Below are 18087 nucleotides of genomic sequence, written 5' to 3' on the forward strand. Positions count from 1 at the left end.
AAATGGCTTAAGTACATCAGTTATAATGCAATTAAATCCTTGAGAGTGCCTAAAATGACGCCAGAAACAACGTTAACTAATAGAAATTTTAACCTACCTAATGACTTGAATGCGCAGCGCGAAACTGCGGGATTTAATATGCAGCGTGAAACAGCGCGCTTTAATATGATAGAACAGCAAATTCGTACCTGGGAAGTGCTAGATCCAGTCGTGCTGGCGCTGTTAAACGAAATCCCGCGCGAAAACTTTATTTCTGCGGAGTATCAAGGTTTAGCATTTGCAGATATTGAGATTCCAATTGGACTGAATCAATTGATGCTCAGCCCAAAATTAGAAGGCCGTATTTTACAGGCGCTGAATGTGCAAAAAACGCACAATGTTTTGCATATTGGTACTGGCAGCGGCTATATGACTGCGTTATTAGCTAGTTTAGCCAAACAGGTTATTTCAGTAGAGGTTCATGCAGAATTAAGTGCAAAAGCTGCTAAAAACTTAACCCAAAATAATATCCAAAATGTGCAGTTAATCGTGGGCGATGCTGCACTTGGCTTGATTGAAAGCGCACCGTTTGATCTGATTGTCTATACCGCCTCATCACCGATTGAGCCAGCTGGTGTACGTAATCAATTGGCAATTGGTGGTGCGATGTTTATTGTGCTGGGAACTGCGCCAGCGATGCAGGCTACCTTGATTCAACGATTATCAGAAACCAGTTTTAGGCAAGATGTATTGTTTGAAACTTGTATTTCTGAACTGGTGAATGCGCCACAAGCCAACGCTTTTGAATTTTAATATGCGCGCCAAAAACCTTATGTTGGCCTTGTCATTGTCGGCTTTATTGTCGTTGCCAATGACTTTGCAAGCGCAAGATAACGTGCCACAGGATAAAGCGTTGAGTTTAGTCGATGTTTATCATCAAGCATTAGCCAATGATCCCGTATTAGCCTCTGCATTAAACGCCAATAAAGCCGCGCAAGAAATTATTGAGCAAGGCAAAGCTTTGTATCGTCCAACGGTTAATTTTAATGCTGGCATAACCAGCACACGCAGTAATCTCGCCTTCAATAATGTTACTTCAAACTTCCCGCGTCTTCCGGGAACGACCTATTTTGAAGGTTATAACTACGGCTTGGAAGCGAGTCAGCCCATTTACCGTAAGCAAAATCTGGTGCAAATGGACCAAAGTGCAACGCAAGTGAGTATTGCCGATAAACAATATCATTTAAGCCAACAAAATCTTATTTTGCGCACCACACAAGCCTATTTTAATGTGCTGATCGCACAAGATAAAATCGAGCTGATTAAAGCACAAAAAACAGCGATTTTGAGTCAGTTAGACCAAGCAAAAACGACTTTTGAAGTGGGCAGTGCAACGATTACAGACGTAAATGAAGCCCAGGCGCGTTTTGATTTAATCGTTGCGCAAGAAATCGCCGCAGTCAATGAATTTCAAATCGCTCAGCATGAGATTGAGGCGATTACCGGCATTTTACCGTCAACACTTGCCACGGTGAAAAGTGATATTCAAGTGCATCAATTGGATCAATCGATGCAAAATTGGCAACAAGTGGCTTTGCAAAATAATCTGAATATCGCCATTCAGCAAGATACGCTTAAGTTTGCCGAGCAGGAAGTTGAGCGTAATAATGCTGCGCATTATCCGACTTTAGATGCGGTAGCGGCATATACCGATAATTACAATAATGGCGGAATCAATGGGTTTGGTACTGATTTGACTAATGCGGTGATTGGGCTGCAACTGCAAATCCCTTTGTATCAAGGCGGCGCAATCAGCTCGCGCACGCGGCAAGCGGTGCTGAATAAACAAAAAGCTTTAGATGATATTGACATTGCGCGCCGCCAAACCGACTTAGAAACGCAAAGGGCATTTTTAAACCTGAATAGCAGCATCGCGCAAACAAAGGCATTAGAACAAGCGTTGATTAGTAGTCAAAGCCAGTTAGATTCAACTCAGTTGGGCTACGAAGTAGGCGTACGAATTAGTGTGGATGTGTTAAACGCACAACAGCAATTGTTCTCTGCCAAGCGCGATTTGTTACAAGCGCGCTACAATTATCTAGTGAATATTATTCGTTTAAAATCTGCCACAGGTTTACTGGCAGAAGCCGATCTACAAGATATTAATCAGCAATTATTGTTAGGTAATTAACATGGGCCAGCTCGCACAACAGATATTAAGCCAATTAGTGATTGTGGATATGCAAACCAAATTGGTGAATGCGATGCCTTTGGAAGCGATGCAATCAACGATTAAAAATTGCAGTATTTTGACGCAAGCGGCGCAATTACTTAATGTGCCAATCATTGTCACTGAGCAATATCCACAAGGTTTAGGCGCAACGCTGCCAGAAATTCAGCAGCATTTTACGCAGGTTAAGACTAACTTTAAACCCATCGTAAAAACCGCTTTTTCGGCAATCGGTGAACCAAAATTTAATCAACAATTACATCGCGATCAATCGCAAATAATACTGGCTGGTATGGAAGCCCATATTTGTGTTTTGCAAACGGCGTTATCGCTGAAACAAATGAGCAAGCAAGTGTTTGTGCTAGAAGATGCAATTGTTTCGCGTAACCCTGCAAATAAGGCTAATGCCATTGCGCGCCTGCGTGAGGCTGGCTGTGTTATTACCAATACTGAATCGGTCTTGTTTGAGTGGTTGGGCAACGCGAATCACCCAGCGTTCAAAGAAGTCTCTAAATTGATTCGCTAAGTATTAAGTTTATTAATCGCAACTGTAGATTGTTTTTAAGTTTTTAAATACGTTGCAATCAGCTGCATTACTCTAACCGTTGTGCCAGTTGACGCTTGGCTGAAATCTAGGCTGGCTTGTTGCATTTTTTGACATTGTTGTGGATTATTCAACAGATTTTGAATATTGTTGCGCAATTCAATCACATCACTCACTTGTATCGCCGCGCCTGCTGCGATTGCATTTTTGCTGGCTTCAGCAAAATTATAAGTATGTTGACCAATCAAAATCGGTTTGCCTATCGTAGCGGCTTCAATCAAATTCTGACCACCAAATTCAAGTAAACTGCCGCCCACAAAAGTGAAATCGCAAGCGGCGTAATAGCTGAATAATTCACCCATACTATCGCCCAAAATGATTTGTACACTTGCATCAATTGGCGTAAATAATTGGCTGCGCCGCTGATAATTTAGGCCAGCTTGTTTGATTAATGCTTCCACCTCATCAAAACGTTGCGGATGGCGCGGTACGATGATTGTGAGCAGGTTTAAACCTTTGATGGCTTCTAATATTAATGTTTCCTCACCTTCGCGCGTGCTGGCGGCTAAAAAAACAATGCGTTCTTTATTAGCGTTGAATAAATGTCGTAGTTTTAAACCTTTTTCTACAGCATCAACTGGCGGTTTTACATCAAATTTTAAATTGCCAAAAACCGTCACATTTGACGCGCCTAACATCTGTAAGCGTGCGGCGTCGTCAGTGGTTTGCGCCGCGACTGCCTTTAAGCTTTGCAAACCATTCGTCACTAAATTGCCCAGTTTTGCATAACCTTTAGCGGATTTCTCTGAAAGACGCGCATTTAATAACAGCAATGGAATATCACGCTTTTTACACGTGGCGATCAAGTTAAACCAAAGCTCGGTTTCCATTAATAAACCAATTTTAGGTTGAAAATGCTTTAAAAAACGCTTCACCGCAAACCGTAAATCGTAGGGCAAATAAACGCGTAGCACACTATCCGCAAATAATTGCTCACTGGCGTCGCGCCCAGTTGGCGTGGTGTGGGAAAGCAAAATCTGGTGATTCGGATACGCCAATAATAAGGCTTTAATTAATGGCTCTGCAGCTCGCGTTTCGCCAACAGAAACGCAGTGCAGCCAAATAACAGACTTAACACTTTTAAATCGATAAAAACCAAAACGCTCTGCCCAATGCTGACGATAAGCGGGCTGCTTAATACCGCGCCACCATAATTTAAGCGGTACGAATGGCAACACTAAATACAGCAAGAGATTGTAAATAAATTGAGACATACTTTATTTTCTCACGAAAGTGGCCCAGTTTTTGCGTTGTATGAAATACGATTTCAACTGATTACATAATTTTAAGCAATTGAATTCTGAGTAAGTGGACTTATTGGATGAAAAATATACGTTATCTGATAGCCCATTTAGGTGATAGATTTATTTAATAAAGTGATTACAATGGATTAATTGTAAATAATTGTAACAAATTTGAACTTAAACAATTTTACTAAGGTTAATTAACATGCAAAATATGACAACAGAAGTTTATGTGCGCGTTAAGGCAGTATTGGCATCACAAGCGGAGCTTAATCAAGACGCTGGCAATCTCGATTTAGACGATGATTTGTTTGCAGCGGGAATGAGTTCACGTGCAACGGTGGGGGTAATGTTGGGGCTTGAGTCAGAATTTGATCTTGAGTTTCCCGATGCGATGCTGCGCCGCGATGTTTTCGAAAGCGTACGTGCGATTAGCAATGCCATTACTAGCTTGCAAGCTTAGAGATGCTAGCCAATCAGGCTCAGGTTGACGCGCGACTTGCAGACATAGAACGTATTGGCCGCGAGATTGCTAGCGTCAATGCGGTTGATGTTGATGCGAACAGCCGCTTTCCGATTGAGGCTATCACGGCGTTACGCGCAACGGGTATTTTTGCAGCACCGATTTCTGTCGAGTTTGGTGGCGTAGGCGCAGATGCTATTGAATTAGCGCGTGGCTGCTGGATTTTAGGACAATATTGTTCGGCTACTGCATCAATCGTAGCGATGCATCACACACAAATTTTGTCGGTTGTGCATCACGCTAATGATAATGTTCAGCTGCAAGATTATTTACGTCGAGTCGCACGTGATAATCGCATTATCGCCTCGGTCACTTCTGAAGTAGGGCCTGGTGGCGATATGCGCAGTAGTAATTGCGCGGTAGAGGTTGAAGGCGATAGTTACACGCTGACCAAAAAAGCGACTACCGTTTCTTATGGTAGTTATGCCGATGACTTAATGATTACCGCACGTAAAAATGTGGATGCAGCTAGTGGCGATCAAGTGTTAGTGATTGCTGAAAAAGGCCAATTTCAATTACAAGATCAAGGCGTGTGGGATACTTTAGGCATGCGTGGCACTTGCAGCCCGCCGGCCACTATTGTTGCAAAAGGCGCTGCCTGGCAAGTGATATCCACACCATTTGCAGATATAGCCACCTATACAATGGTGCCAACATCGCATATTTTTTGGTCTTCATGGTGGTTAGGTTTAGCGACAGATGCGGTAAGTAAAGCGCGCGAATTATTTCGTGCCAAAGGCCGCTCTAATCCAGGTGTAACGCCAATGGGCGCACATCGTGTGGCCGATTTAGACGCCGAGCTGCAAAAAATGGAATACGAAGTATTTGGTTTAGCGCGCGAATACGCAGAAGCATTAGCCGTTAAAGACCTGCAAAAACTATCCAGTTTGGCATTTTCATTGCGGATTAATACACTTAAGTTGAATAGCTCACGTGCTGTGGTGGCAATTGTGAGTGAAGCTTTAAGTGTATGTGGTATTCAGGCTTACAAGAATAATGGGCCATTTTCATTAGGGCGGCATCTGCGCGATGCGCATTCGTCCGTGATGATGGTGCATAACGACCGCATCCAATTAACTAATGCGGCAATGTTGCTGGTGCATAAAGGCAATTAAAAATAGTCTTAAGTTAAGTCGTCATAAAATAATAATTAAGCGGCAAATTAAAGGGGACAAAATTGGATAAACTTGATGATGCGCATTTGGCATTTAAAGCACAGCTTTTTCAACACAAACTACTACTAGATAGCGGCGTAAAAGGCATTGTTGGTCGCGCAGCGCCTCTAGTCGAATTGGTGAGCAGCTTGCAAAGCATGATTGATCGCGAATCCAAAAAAGATGGTGCGGTAAAAGCTTGCTTTCCGCCAGTCGTACCACGCGAATTGCTGCGTAAAGTGGGTTATATGGAAAATTTCCCTAACTTATGTGGCTCTATCAGTACTTTTTCTGGAGGCGATAAAGAGCAACTTACGTTAGTTGAAACGGTGAAAAGTGGCGGCGATTGGTCACCGCATTTAGTGCAAACTGAAGTGACTCTAACACCTGCCAGCTGTTATCCCTTATACCCAACGCTTGCAGGTACGCTACCAGATGGCGGCGTATTATTCGATTTAAATTGCTACTGTTTTCGACATGAACCATCCAATGATCCTGCACGTTTGATGAGTTTTGAAATACGTGAAAATGTCCGTGCCGGTTCGCCAGCAGATGTTCAAAAATGGCGTAGCGATTGGCTTAATCGAGGTCAGGGATTGATTGAGTCATTGGGGTTACCTGTATTTTTAGATACTGCTAGTGATCCTTTTTTTGGCCGTGGCGGCCGAATGATGAAAGCCAGCCAAAAAGAGTTAGAGCTTAAATTTGAATTGTTAGTGCCGATCTGGGGTGAAGATTCACCCACTGCTGTGGCTTCATTTAATTATCATCAAGACCACTTCGCCCATATATTCGGCATTCATACTGCAGATGGAAAAGGTGCACACACGGCTTGTTTGGGTTTTGGTATTGATAGGTTAGTTATTGGTTTGCTTAAAACACATGGTTTTGACATGAAAGCTTGGCCTGCCAGCGTACGCCAAACTTTGATGATGTGAGTCTGTTTGATGAGCGCGCAACAGCAATTATTTAATTTAACACCCGCGATGTTTAGTCCACATACGCTGCACGGTTTTAATCAAAATTTTCGTGAAACCAACTGTTATGGTGATTTGATTATTGAGTTAGTTTACAGCTTAGGGCTTGAGCCAACAGCTTGCTTAGCCTATACATTGGCAGTCGATTTTGAGGGTGATCAGTGGACTTTCGGCAAGCCATCAGGTCACGATTTAATGCAGCTATATGGTATCCGCATAGAAGAACTATCGCTGTATCGCTTACTAATCGATCAAATTGTGACGCAAATACAGCGCGGATCCGTGCCTTTGCTTGAAGCAGATGCATATCATTTGCCCGACACCGCAGGAATCGATTATCTGGTTAACCATGTTAAAACCACCATAGCAATCACGCATATTGATGTCGAAAATAAAGTGTTACGTTATTTTCATAATGCAGCATTTGCTGAGCTAAATGGTGAGGATTTTGACGGTGTTTTGCGGCCGTTAATCAGCGCTCAAAAGGGATATTTACCCCCTTACTGTGAGTTGGTGAAGCTTGATATGCTAAAAGTATTATCCCAAGATGAACTACGCGCACTGGCATTTACCAGCGCAAAATTTCACCTTAAAAAGCGACCACGTCGCAATCCTATTGAGCAACACGGCTTGGTAATGGCTGAGCATCAGCAAAATATGATTTCAGGTGGACAAGCGTTTTATCATGCCTATACATTTGTGGCTTTACGGCAATTGGGTGCGGCACATCAATTAGGCGCGCATTTTTTGCGCTGGTTAAATGCTGATGATGAGAATCTAAAAGCTTCTGCAAACGCATTTGAGCAAATCTCTGCTGCCGCTAAAATGCTGGTATTAAAGCTTGCTCGTGTCAGCTATAGCGCCAAGCCGACTGATTTAACGGCAATATTCGTAGAAATGGCGGCACAATATGAGTTAGCAAGCCAACATTTGGATGTGGCATTTTCTTAAATGTCATGACAGTGTCTGACGCCAATTCTGCAATACCACACGCCTTTTTATCATTAGCGGGTGAAACAGTTGAAACTCTAAATACGCAGGCAGGTTACCAGTTTTCTTATCTAACAACTGAGGATGGCGTTTACGAAATACCTGCTGATATTCCAAAAGATGCAATTTTTAATGTAACAACTGTACCTGGCACCATCACAAGCAACGATGTACAGAAAGACGCACAATTAGATCAGTATGATCATTGGGTATGTATTAGCTTTAACGCGACTACTCATTCAAATACGGTAAATTTTTTACAATTTGATGGGCTTCTTACGCACGCAGATGTATTTTTAAACGGCAATCTAATTGTGCAATCGCGGAACGCTTTCCAGACACACTTGGTGAATGTGAGCGCACACTTACAAGCGAACAATCAGCTATATATTTGTTTCAGAGCAATCGCGCCTTTATTAGCGAAAAAACAAGCACGGGGCCGTCACTCAACAAAATTGGTGAATGAGCGACACTTACGCTTTATTCGCACGCCAACGCTGGGTTATATGCTGGGTTTTGCCTCGGCAACTAAACTAATCGGTGCTTACAGGCCAATATCATTAGTTACTCAACAACAGTTTTTGGTGCAATCCTCACAAATAGATACGCATTTATCGCTGCCGAATACAGGTGTTTTTACACTGAATTTACAGCTAAAAAGTTTGGTTAAGTCGCCAGAAAGCGTCATTTTGTTAGTGATAGATGAATCGACTCAAACACAGGTCGCCCATTACCCAGTTAATATTAGTCAGCAACAAGACATGATTTATATTAAGGCAAGTGGCGATGTACAAAATGTCGCTGCGTATTGGCCGCATACACACGGTAAGCCACAACGTTATTTATTTAAATTGGTATTAGATACAGATTGTGAAATACAGCTAGGTCTTTATGGTTTTAGGCAGTTTTCGCGAGTAGACAACCAAATTAATATGAACGGCACACCAATTTTTTTACGTGGTGCATGTTGGACACCGATGAGCCCAGCCAATTTGCAAACATCCGCAGAAGATTTACGTGAACGTTTGAATCTACTCAAGCGAGCGGGTATTAATATGTTGCGTATTCCTGGCAATATGCCGTACGAATGTGATGATTTTTACCAACTGTGCGATGCGCTCGGCATACTGATTTTTCAAGATTTTGCCTTTACCAATTTTGATTATCCTGATACCGATACGGATTTTGTGGCTAGCGTGACGGTTGAGGCAACTCAGTTTTTAAACAAACACGGTAACCGTGCCTGTTTAAGTATTTTGGCGGGCAATAGCGAAGTAGCGCAACAAGCATCTATGATGGGGTTAGATTTAAATCAACTAGGAAATCCTATTTTTGATGATGTGTTGAAGGGTTTATCAGCACAATTCGCGCCCAACGTAACCTATATCAGCTCTAGCCCAATGTCAGACACGATTCCGTTTCATGTAGGTAATAATAATGGCAGTTCACATTACTACGGCGTTGGTGGTTATATGCGTGATTTTGACGATGCACGTTTATTTAAAGGCCAGCTTATTGCTGAATGCTTAGCATTTTCGCATGTGCCAGAAGAATCCAGTTTGATTCAATTTTTTAATCAAGAGTTGTTACCAACCCATCATCCGCACTGGAAAGAAGGTGTACCAAGAGACAATGGCGCAGGTTGGGATTTTGCTGACATTACTGATTATTACGTTGAGCAATTGTTTGGTGTTAACGTTAAATCGCTGCGCGCTACGCAACCGCAACGCTATTTAGATTTATGCCGCGCAGCAAGCTGTGAGGTAGTTGAACGAACCATGGCAATATTTCGGTCAAATGCGCCGAAAGGCCGCGCCGCTTTGGTGTGGCTGCTACACGATTTAAAACCTGGCGCAGGTTGGGGTTATATTGATAGCTTTGGTGTACCAAAATCGCCGTTTTACGGCTTAGCGCGCGCGTCACAACCTATCACAGTTTTATTTGTAGACGAAGGTTTGGAAGGCCTTGCCGTTTACTTGGCAAATGATAGTGCGGAATTGTTAGATTATCAGCTTGAAATCGCTTTGATCACAGCAGAAGGCTCTTTATTTGAGCGTGCTACACAAGCCTGTCAATTAACGCCGCGCAGTGTTAAGCGTATTAGCGTTGATGCATTCTTGGGACGATTTGTAGACTCGAGTTATGCCTACCGCTTTGGTGCGCGCGGCTTTGTGGCAACGGTGGCTAAACTCACCAATTTAGATGGTGAAATCATTAGTCAAAAAGTGTTTGTAGAACCAAGTTTAACACTAGAAAATCGCCAAGATGTTGATATTGTGGCTACATTGAAGCAAGTAGAAATTGACTGTTATTGCCTGAGTTTAAGCACAAATAAACCTGCGTTTTTCGTCACAATTGATGTACCCAATTGCACTTTAAGCGATAATTATTTTCACTTGATGCCAAGCTACTCTATGCAAATTACGCTTACAAGTCGTGATCTTAAGTTGCATGGGCGTGTACGGGCATTAAATACCCAAGCGGTTGCAATAAAATAGATGGAATATAGTGAAACTATGCCTCAAGATGCATCAATATTAATGAATACGCTACCACCTAAATTATATCGCGGCTTGCTCATGCTTACCTCTTCATGGGTGGGGGAGCGTGTCAATGAGAAATCTTTACTGATTAAAGTCCACGATGTACCAAATGCAACAAAATTACCGTTAATTTGGTGTGGCGGTCCGCCAGAAATGGGCACAATTATTAGTATTTTCGGTAAAGAGCGCACGATTTATGGCCTGCGTGGTACGTACGATTTTGTAGAGCCAACACATGATGTGATTACTGCCTTAAGCCAATATTATGCAGATGAAATTGAGCGCACGATTCCGTCACAAACTTATTTAATTGCAGGCTACTGTGCCGCTGCTTACATTTCGATAGAAGTAGCTAACTTGCTAATGCAACGCGGCTACAAAATTGGTTTTTTAGGATTAGTTGATCGCGATGTCACTGAAAAAACGAAGATGCTACGTGTGTTTAGAAAGCTATTTGATTGGACAGACAGGCTTGGTGCTAAAGCTTATGCATTAAGAGATGCGATTAAACAACAAGATACCCGTTTTAAAATAACTAACACGCTGAAAGTTATTAACACTGGTTCAAACAAACCAGTCGAAGATCCGCGTAATCGTATTAAATATGTCAAAAAACCTGCTGAAGCGATGTATGAACTTAAGCCTTATTCAGGCAAAGTAAATTTGTTTTTCATCCGCTGGGGCGTGTTTGGTTATTATCAATTAGGCTTTTTTAGACGTTACTGGCGCAAAATTGCCAAGGGTGGTTTGCAAGTAGAGTTTGTACCAGGATATTCCCATAAATATCCATCATGGCCACTTATTATTCGCATGTTGCATAATCGATTAAATGAGACTGGCTATTAGTTTTTAAATGCTCGAAATTGACATATTTTAGAATTTTGGGTTAATCTTTATTGATAAAAAAATTCTTAATTAAGTTTTGCTAGTAATGCAGAATATAGTTATCTAGCAGGTCGTTACAGTCATTTTTTGGATTGCATTGCCTTCATCGCAAGATGTAGATACCTGACTGAACGAGTCATCAAATACACACATTCATATGCATGAAATTATTATTTCAATTGCATCTACGGTTAGATTGTTTAATACGCAAAAAGACCAGCGTTTATCACCATTGAACTTAATTCTAATATTTTCATTTTTCAACTTACGCTCTGACAACCACCGCATACACAAACCATTTATTTAAGCGAGAAATTTATTTTTTAAATTTAATGTGCTGTAAGTAATCACTCACCTTAACTCAATGCAAATACTGGCCTTGTTTAATGACTTAACACACCAAAATGGTGCAAAATTAACTTTAAAATTAGTATTGACGTACACAAAATAAAGGCCTAAATTTCCATTCAAGACACAACATGTTGTGTTAAAGCAGTTTTTTTACACAAAAATTTTGTGATTATTAATATAAATCACATAGTTAGCATTCATTCAGGTTAAAGCATCATTAGTTATACATTGAGTCAGAGATAAATCAGGGGAGTAAGCCATGTTAAAGGCAGTAGAAACAGCAAAAAAAGTAGGCGAAAATATGCAGAATGAAACCGCAAAGGAAATCCCTATTCAAGCGGTTTCACTGGATATTTGGGATAAAAAATATCGATTAAAAGCCAAAAATGGCGACCACGTTGATCAGAATATAGATGATTCTTACTCACGCGTGGCGCGTGCGCTGGCCGATGTAGAAACAACGGATGATAAACGCCATGAATGGCATGAGAAATTTCTATGGGCATTGCGCCGTGGCGCGATTCCAGCTGGCCGCATCACCTCTAACGCGGGTGCGTTAGAGCATAAACCAGCCACTTCAACTATCAATTGCACGGTGTCTGGCGTGGTTGAAGACAGCATGGACAATATTTTAGGCAAAGTACATGAAGCTGGCTTAACCCTAAAGGCGGGTTGCGGTATCGGTTACGAGTTCTCCACATTGCGTCCAAAAGGCGCATTCGTAGCGGGTGCGGGTGCTTATACCAGCGGCCCATTATCTTTCATGGATATATACGACAAAATGTGTTTCACCGTGTCCAGCGCTGGTGGCCGCCGTGGTGCACAAATGGCAACATTTGATATTTCACACCCTGATGTGACGGATTTTATTAAAGCCAAACGCGAGAATGGCCGTTTACGCCAATTCAACTTAAGCTGCTTGATTACAAAAGAGTTCATGGAAGCGGTAAAAGCGGATGCTGAGTGGAAACTGGCTTTCCCTGTGACGGAAAAAGAAGCGATTGTTGACGGCTTAAATGTAAACGATGAAGCGCATGTGGTGTGGCGCGAGTGGCCAGTTAAAGGTAAATACTTAACGCAAGACCATGGCTTAGACGCAGGAAAAGTCGCTTGCCGCGTTTATAAAACTATCAAAGCACGCCGTTTGTGGGATGTAATTATGTCCAGCACTTACGATTTCGCTGAGCCAGGTTTTATCCTGATTGATCGCGTGAATGAAATGAACAATAACTGGTTCTGCGAAAATATTCGCGCGACTAATCCATGTGGTGAGCAACCATTGCCGCCTTATGGTGCGTGCTTATTGGGTTCAGTTAACCTGACTAAATTTGTGAAAAAACCATTTACGGATGAAGCGCATTTTGATTGGGCTGAGTACCGCGAAGTGGTAGCTATTTTCACGCGTATGTTAGATAACGTGGTTGAAATCAATGGCTTACCATTGCAGCAACAACGCGATGAAATCGCACGCAAACGCCGTCACGGTATGGGTTATTTGGGTTTAGGCTCATCACTCACCATGATGAAAATGAAATACGGCGAAGAAGATTCAATCAAGTTCACCGATGAAGTGACGCGCGTGATGGCAGAAGTGGGCTGGGAAATCGGCGTGCAATTGGCCGATGAAAAAGGCGCTGCGCCTATCATGGAAGAGAAGTTTGAAGTAACCGCAGACATGCTAGCGAAACGCCCAGAAATGGCGGCGGATGGCATTAAAGTCGGCAGCAAAGTGGCAGGTAAAGTGTTGTTGGGCAAATATAGCCGCTATATGCAGCAATTCCCAGAAGGCTTGCGTAACCAAATCGCTACTAAAGGTGTGCGTTTTACGCACCATAGCTCAATCGCGCCAACTGGCACTATTTCACTTTCATTGGCTAACAACGCCAGCAACGGTATCGAGCCATCTTTTGCGCATCATTACAATCGCAATGTGATTCGCGAAGGCAAAAAATCAAAAGAGAAAGTTGATGTATTCTCTTACGAATTATTGGCATATCGCGAGTTAATTAACCCAAAAGCGATGCCGTTTAGCGATAAAGAAGATGAAAAGTTACCCGATTACTTCCTAGACTCATCAACTATCATGGCAAAAGCGCATGTGGATATTCAAGCTGCGTCACAAAAATGGATTGATAGTTCTATCTCAAAAACCATTAACGTGCCAACCGATTATGACTTTGAAGATTTCAAAAGCATCTATCTCTACGCTTACGATAAAGGCCTAAAAGGTTGCACCACTTTCAGGTTTAATCCAGAGGCATTCCAAGGCGTGCTGGTGACTGAAAAAGATCTGGAAAATACCACTTACAAATTCACGCTAGATGACGGCACTGAGTTAGAAGTAAAAGGTAATGAAGAGATTGAATATGATGGTGAGATTCATAGCGCGGCGAATTTATACGATGCGCTTAAAGAAGGTTACTACGGGAAGTTTTAGATTATAGGGAACACGGATTAACAGTCCGTTGCTCTTAGTAGATTGTCATTCCGTGCTCGACACGGAATCCAGTGATTTATAAAGACACTAGATTCCGACTTTCGTCGGAATGACAACATAAAGGAGAAATATCATGGCAGTTAAAATTGAAAAGAAAATCACTGGCTATGCGCTAGTGAGTGAAGACGACAAAACAAAAACCGCAGAACTTAAAGAAGCGAATGCGAAAATCGTACAACTAGGCGAGCCGCTAGACCGCCCAGAAAAAATCACTGGCAGCACCTATAAAGTAAAAACGCCAGTCACAGAGCACGCGCTTTATATCACCATTAACGACGTAGTGATGAACGAAGGCACGCCGCAAGAGCACCGTCGCCCGTTCGAGATTTTCATCAACTCCAAAAACATGGATCACTTTCAATGGATAGTCGCCCTTACCCGTGTGATGTCTGCTGTGTTTCGTAAAGGTGGTGACGTGACGTTTTTGGTGGAAGAACTGAAAAGCGTATTTGAACCAAGCGGCGGCTACTTTAAAAAAGGCGGCAAATTCGTACCAAGTTTGGTGGCAGAGATTGGCGAAGTCGTAGAGCAACATCTGCAAGAAATTGGCATGCTTAAAAAACCAGGCTTAGACCAACATCAACAAAAATTGGTGGATGAGAAAAAAGCAGAGTATCTAGAAAAACATGCGAAATCAGGCGAAGACATGAACGCGGAAGGCTTTCCAAAAGGCGCACAACTGTGCAATAAATGCCAAACCAAAGCGGCGATTATCATGGATGGTTGTTTGACTTGTTTGAATTGTGGTGAGAGTAAGTGTGGGTAAACTGATTAAAATGAGGTGCGACTGTACTGTTGTGCGACACCCCATAAGCGACTAGTTCAACCTCATAAGTCGCCAGTACCAACCGCATAAAGCACTAGTAAAAAGCCTGATAATTCAGGCTTTTTTATGGGCATATGAGAGTTAACATTGTAAATGTGGCGAAAATGAAAAGCTGGCGAGTTAGTCTAACCTCCAATCAAGTAAATAAAATAGCCGGCATTGCCGGCTATTTTTAATTCAATTTTGATGTCTTGTAGTGGTTCTTAAAGGACATTCACATTTGATATAAATTGCTCGCATTTTAGAGGGTCCTAACATGCGAGCATTGATAAATAGTTTATTCCATCAAAGATGGGTAAGCCTATTTTTTAGCGCCAAACTCATAACGAACGCCAACCCATGCTGAGCGTGGAGCACCTGGAGCAACAAACGTATCACCAATAGTTGTACTTCTATTCGCTTGCGTTCCTGTACCTAAAGCAACGTTACCGCCTGAGTTGAATGGATCTGCGCCTAATTGTCCTGCTGTCGCATATTCACGATCGAACAGATTGTTTACACGGCCAAAAAGCTTCCATTCCGGTTGGATTTTATAGCTAGCGACAAGGTTAACAAGCGTATAGCCACCTATTTTTCCGCCGCCTTTAAACTCACCTTGCTTCGTTCTGTTTCCGCATGGAGCCGCATTAACTGCACCTGTGTCAGCATTTACAGCACCAACACAATTGTAAGTAACGGTGCCAGCTTTGTGGTCATTATTCTCGTTACCGCGTACAAAAGCATCTGAATATATTTGAGCGTCAGCACCTAACTCAAATGCTGGTGTAAATTTATAACTACCAAATAATTTGAGTTGATTTCTTGGTAAAAGCGGAATCTTGTCACCTTTTTTAATGCTAACTACTCTACTTACAGGCGTTAAGTTAGCACCATTCCCCTCAATAGCTGATACAGGTTGACCAGAGTTATTGTTATTACCGTTAATAGTTTCGCCGCTTTGGTAGGTAGCGTCTAGAAAGGTATAACTTGCACCATAGCTCAATGCATTGTAATCACCAGAAAGAGCTGCCTCAATACCACGTCTTCTTGTTTCACCGAAGTTTTTAAAGAAGCCTGCACCTGTGCTACCAGCGCTTACAAATTGAAGGTCATCATAATTGGTTGCAGTAAATACACCTGCGCTCCACTTAATATCATCATTAAAACGACCTCTCACACCAGCATCCCAGCTTTTTGTGACCACTTGTTTTAGAGGTGGGTCACCAGCGAAAGAGTTCGGTAGACGGCAAGGCGCATCTTCGTTAGCACAACCTAGCTCAACAGATGTAGGTGCGCGACTACCTTCATTATAGCCACCATAGAAATTAAGGGTTTCTGTATGCGCATAAGTTAACCCAACTGCAGGGTTAATACGGTTGAAATGATGTGTACCTGTCAAAGTGCCAGGGTCAGATCTATCCGTAATTAACTGATCGCGGTTTGCAACCCTAACGTGGTTGTAGCGTGCTGAACCAGTTAAACTTAACTTATCGTTAAGCGCAAGTGTGTCGGTACCATAAATGCTATACACAACATTTTTGCTGTTTAATTTAGTTCTTCTGTCATCCGGATCACCATCAATATCGCCATTGGTACCATCTGCCATATATCCAGTGCCAACTGCAGCGCGGCCAAATATATCAGCAAATTCAGCTGATTGATTAAATTTAATACTGCTATATTCCGCACCTGCACCAACTACGAAGGAGTTGTTCAAATCAAACAATTTGTTGACTACACTAACCTGTGAAAACAGACCGAAAGTGTCTGTCACTGTGCTGGTACGATTAATCACCCCAGGGCATTTCTCACCAGGCTCGTCTGCCGCTAAAACCTGCGCAAGACAATTATTTGCAGCACTCGCTCCACCATAATTGGTGCCCATTGATTGACCTGCGCCACCGGGAACCTCTGGTAGAGACTCATCATTCATATCGCCATTTAATGTGTTAGTTTTCAATTTTTTGTAGTACACATTACCGGATAAATTAACCGCATCGGTAAAGAAGTGATCTAGTTGCAAATTTACAAAGTTAGATTTGTTCTTTGTATTATCAGGCGATGTAAAGACAGCATCATAATCACGACGATTGAGTGATTTAGGCACTAAGCCGTTACCTGTTAAATCTGTATTTGCATAGGAGTACGTCAATTTAAGATTTGTGTTTTCACCTTGCCATCCCACTTTACCAAAAAGTTGGCCAAAGTCAGTTGGTGACTTATCTCTCCAGCCGTTTTCATCAAAATAAGTCCCAGCAACAAACCAATCCAAACTATCTTGTGAGCCGCCATATTCAAATTCGGCTATTTTTCTATCAAATGATCCATAAGTGAGTTGAAGCGCACCACCTGGTGAGTTGCGCCCATCCTTAGTTTGAATTGATAGCGCGCCACCTAATGTATTTAATCCAAACAGCGGGTTGGATCCTGGCATTAATTGCATGCCCAAGATTGCATTTTTTGGAATGAGATCCCAACTGACCACATCGCCAAAGGCCTGATTCATACGTACGCCATCTACGTAAACAGAAAGTCCTTGGGGAGAGCCCAGTAACGGTGAAGCGATAAAGCCGCGATAGTTAACATCCATCTGCAATGGGTTATTTTGAATATTATTGATATTAATGCCGCTGAAATAACGTGTCATGTAATCAGTAATGTCCAGTGATTGAGACTTCTCCAAATCTTTTGCATTAAGCGTTTGTACATTTGATGGGATTTGGTTAATTGGCAAGCCAATTGAAGATAGCGGTGTGGTACTAATAATCTTTACTTTTTCAAGGTTAACTGTTTCACTTTTATCTTCAGCGAACACGGTTTGTGACATTGAGTAAGCTGCGATAACTGCGGCCAATATCAATTTTTGTTTTAATTTTGTTTTCATCTATTTCCCCCTTATATTGTTGAACTGCAAAGGAGGTAGAGCAAAAAATAATCCAACTATTGAATAAATATAAAAACTCAATTAAATCAATTGAATAGCATAAAGTTCGATTTGCTGCGACTTAGTTTAAGCTGGAAGTTCGGTTATATGTAGCCGCTGTGGCTCTATGCAACCACCAAGCTTCGATATGCCCATCTTTACACCCACAACGCGGCCAACAATAACTTCAGAAATTGCTATGTTATTGCATAAAATTAATGTTAAAAAATACCTTAAAAAAACGGATCTTAATATTTTATTGGTGGGTAAGTTGTTGATTCTAATGACTGCATTTAAGGAGGTATTAACAAATGGAGCAGAATGTGCATTAGGCTACTTCAATCATTCCGAGCATCACAAGTACGCTTTGTGCTCTAAGTTG

General features: G+C 42.0%; 13 protein-coding genes. 11 read left to right on the top strand and 2 right to left on the bottom strand.

Features of this window, described 5'->3' with window-relative positions:
• Positions 1-54: 54 nt before the first annotated feature.
• Genes METVE_RS0104685 through METVE_RS0104695 form a run of 3 tightly spaced genes read left to right on the top strand, consistent with a single transcriptional unit; the run spans position 55 to position 2735 of the window.
• Positions 55-792: a protein-L-isoaspartate O-methyltransferase family protein gene (locus tag METVE_RS0104685; RefSeq protein ID WP_020167292.1), complete on the top strand. Its 738-nt coding sequence runs from the start codon at positions 55-57 to the stop codon at positions 790-792.
• Complete coding sequence (locus METVE_RS0104690; protein WP_020167293.1) at positions 761-2170, top strand: TolC family outer membrane protein; 1410 nt, start codon at positions 761-763, stop codon at positions 2168-2170. The genes METVE_RS0104685 and METVE_RS0104690 overlap by 32 nt, the downstream gene beginning before the upstream one ends.
• A gap of 1 nt (position 2171) precedes the next feature.
• Positions 2172-2735, top strand: coding sequence for an isochorismatase family protein (locus tag METVE_RS0104695; RefSeq protein ID WP_020167294.1), 564 nt, complete (start codon positions 2172-2174; stop codon positions 2733-2735).
• A gap of 35 nt (positions 2736-2770) precedes the next feature.
• Here METVE_RS0104695 and waaA read toward each other — a convergent pair whose 3' ends face one another.
• A complete protein-coding gene (gene waaA, locus METVE_RS0104700) occupies positions 2771-4027 on the bottom strand; it encodes a lipid IV(A) 3-deoxy-D-manno-octulosonic acid transferase (RefSeq protein ID WP_020167295.1) in 1257 nt (418 codons plus the stop codon).
• Positions 4028-4262: 235 nt separating this feature from the next.
• Here waaA and METVE_RS0104705 point away from each other — a divergent pair, with 235 nt between their 5' ends.
• The 8 genes from METVE_RS0104705 to METVE_RS0104740 all read left to right on the top strand — a co-directional run bounded on the left by METVE_RS0104705 (position 4263) and on the right by METVE_RS0104740 (position 14743).
• Positions 4263-4520, top strand: coding sequence for an acyl carrier protein (locus METVE_RS0104705; protein ID WP_020167296.1), 258 nt, complete (start codon positions 4263-4265; stop codon positions 4518-4520).
• 2 nt (positions 4521-4522) lie between these two features.
• On the top strand, positions 4523-5695 hold the full coding sequence (locus tag METVE_RS0104710) for an acyl-CoA dehydrogenase family protein (RefSeq protein WP_020167297.1): 1173 nt from the start codon (positions 4523-4525) through the stop codon (positions 5693-5695).
• A gap of 62 nt (positions 5696-5757) precedes the next feature.
• Complete coding sequence (locus METVE_RS0104715; RefSeq protein ID WP_020167298.1) at positions 5758-6672, top strand: amino acid--[acyl-carrier-protein] ligase; 915 nt, start codon at positions 5758-5760, stop codon at positions 6670-6672.
• A gap of 9 nt (positions 6673-6681) precedes the next feature.
• Positions 6682-7662, top strand: a complete 981-nt coding sequence (locus tag METVE_RS0104720; protein WP_020167299.1) for a DUF1839 family protein — start codon at positions 6682-6684, stop codon at positions 7660-7662.
• A gap of 5 nt (positions 7663-7667) precedes the next feature.
• Positions 7668-10199, top strand: coding sequence for a glycoside hydrolase family 2 protein (locus tag METVE_RS0104725; protein WP_020167300.1), 2532 nt, complete (start codon positions 7668-7670; stop codon positions 10197-10199).
• A gap of 42 nt (positions 10200-10241) precedes the next feature.
• The gene (locus tag METVE_RS0104730) at positions 10242-11090 is read left to right on the top strand and encodes a thioesterase domain-containing protein (protein ID WP_232415388.1); all 849 of its coding nucleotides are present in this window, start codon (positions 10242-10244) and stop codon (positions 11088-11090) included.
• Positions 11091-11739: 649 nt separating this feature from the next.
• On the top strand, positions 11740-13917 hold the full coding sequence (locus METVE_RS0104735; protein ID WP_020167302.1) for an adenosylcobalamin-dependent ribonucleoside-diphosphate reductase: 2178 nt from the start codon (positions 11740-11742) through the stop codon (positions 13915-13917).
• A gap of 133 nt (positions 13918-14050) precedes the next feature.
• Positions 14051-14743, top strand: a complete 693-nt coding sequence (locus METVE_RS0104740; RefSeq protein ID WP_020167303.1) for a TSCPD domain-containing protein — start codon at positions 14051-14053, stop codon at positions 14741-14743.
• 361 nt (positions 14744-15104) lie between these two features.
• Here METVE_RS0104740 and METVE_RS0104745 read toward each other — a convergent pair whose 3' ends face one another.
• Positions 15105-17666: a TonB-dependent receptor gene (locus tag METVE_RS0104745; protein WP_020167304.1), complete on the bottom strand. Its 2562-nt coding sequence runs from the start codon at positions 17664-17666 to the stop codon at positions 15105-15107.
• Positions 17667-18087 lie beyond the last annotated feature (421 nt).

The sequence above is a fragment of the Methylotenera versatilis 79 genome (genome assembly GCF_000384375.1).
GTDB lineage: Bacteria > Pseudomonadota > Gammaproteobacteria > Burkholderiales > Methylophilaceae > Methylotenera_A > Methylotenera_A versatilis_B.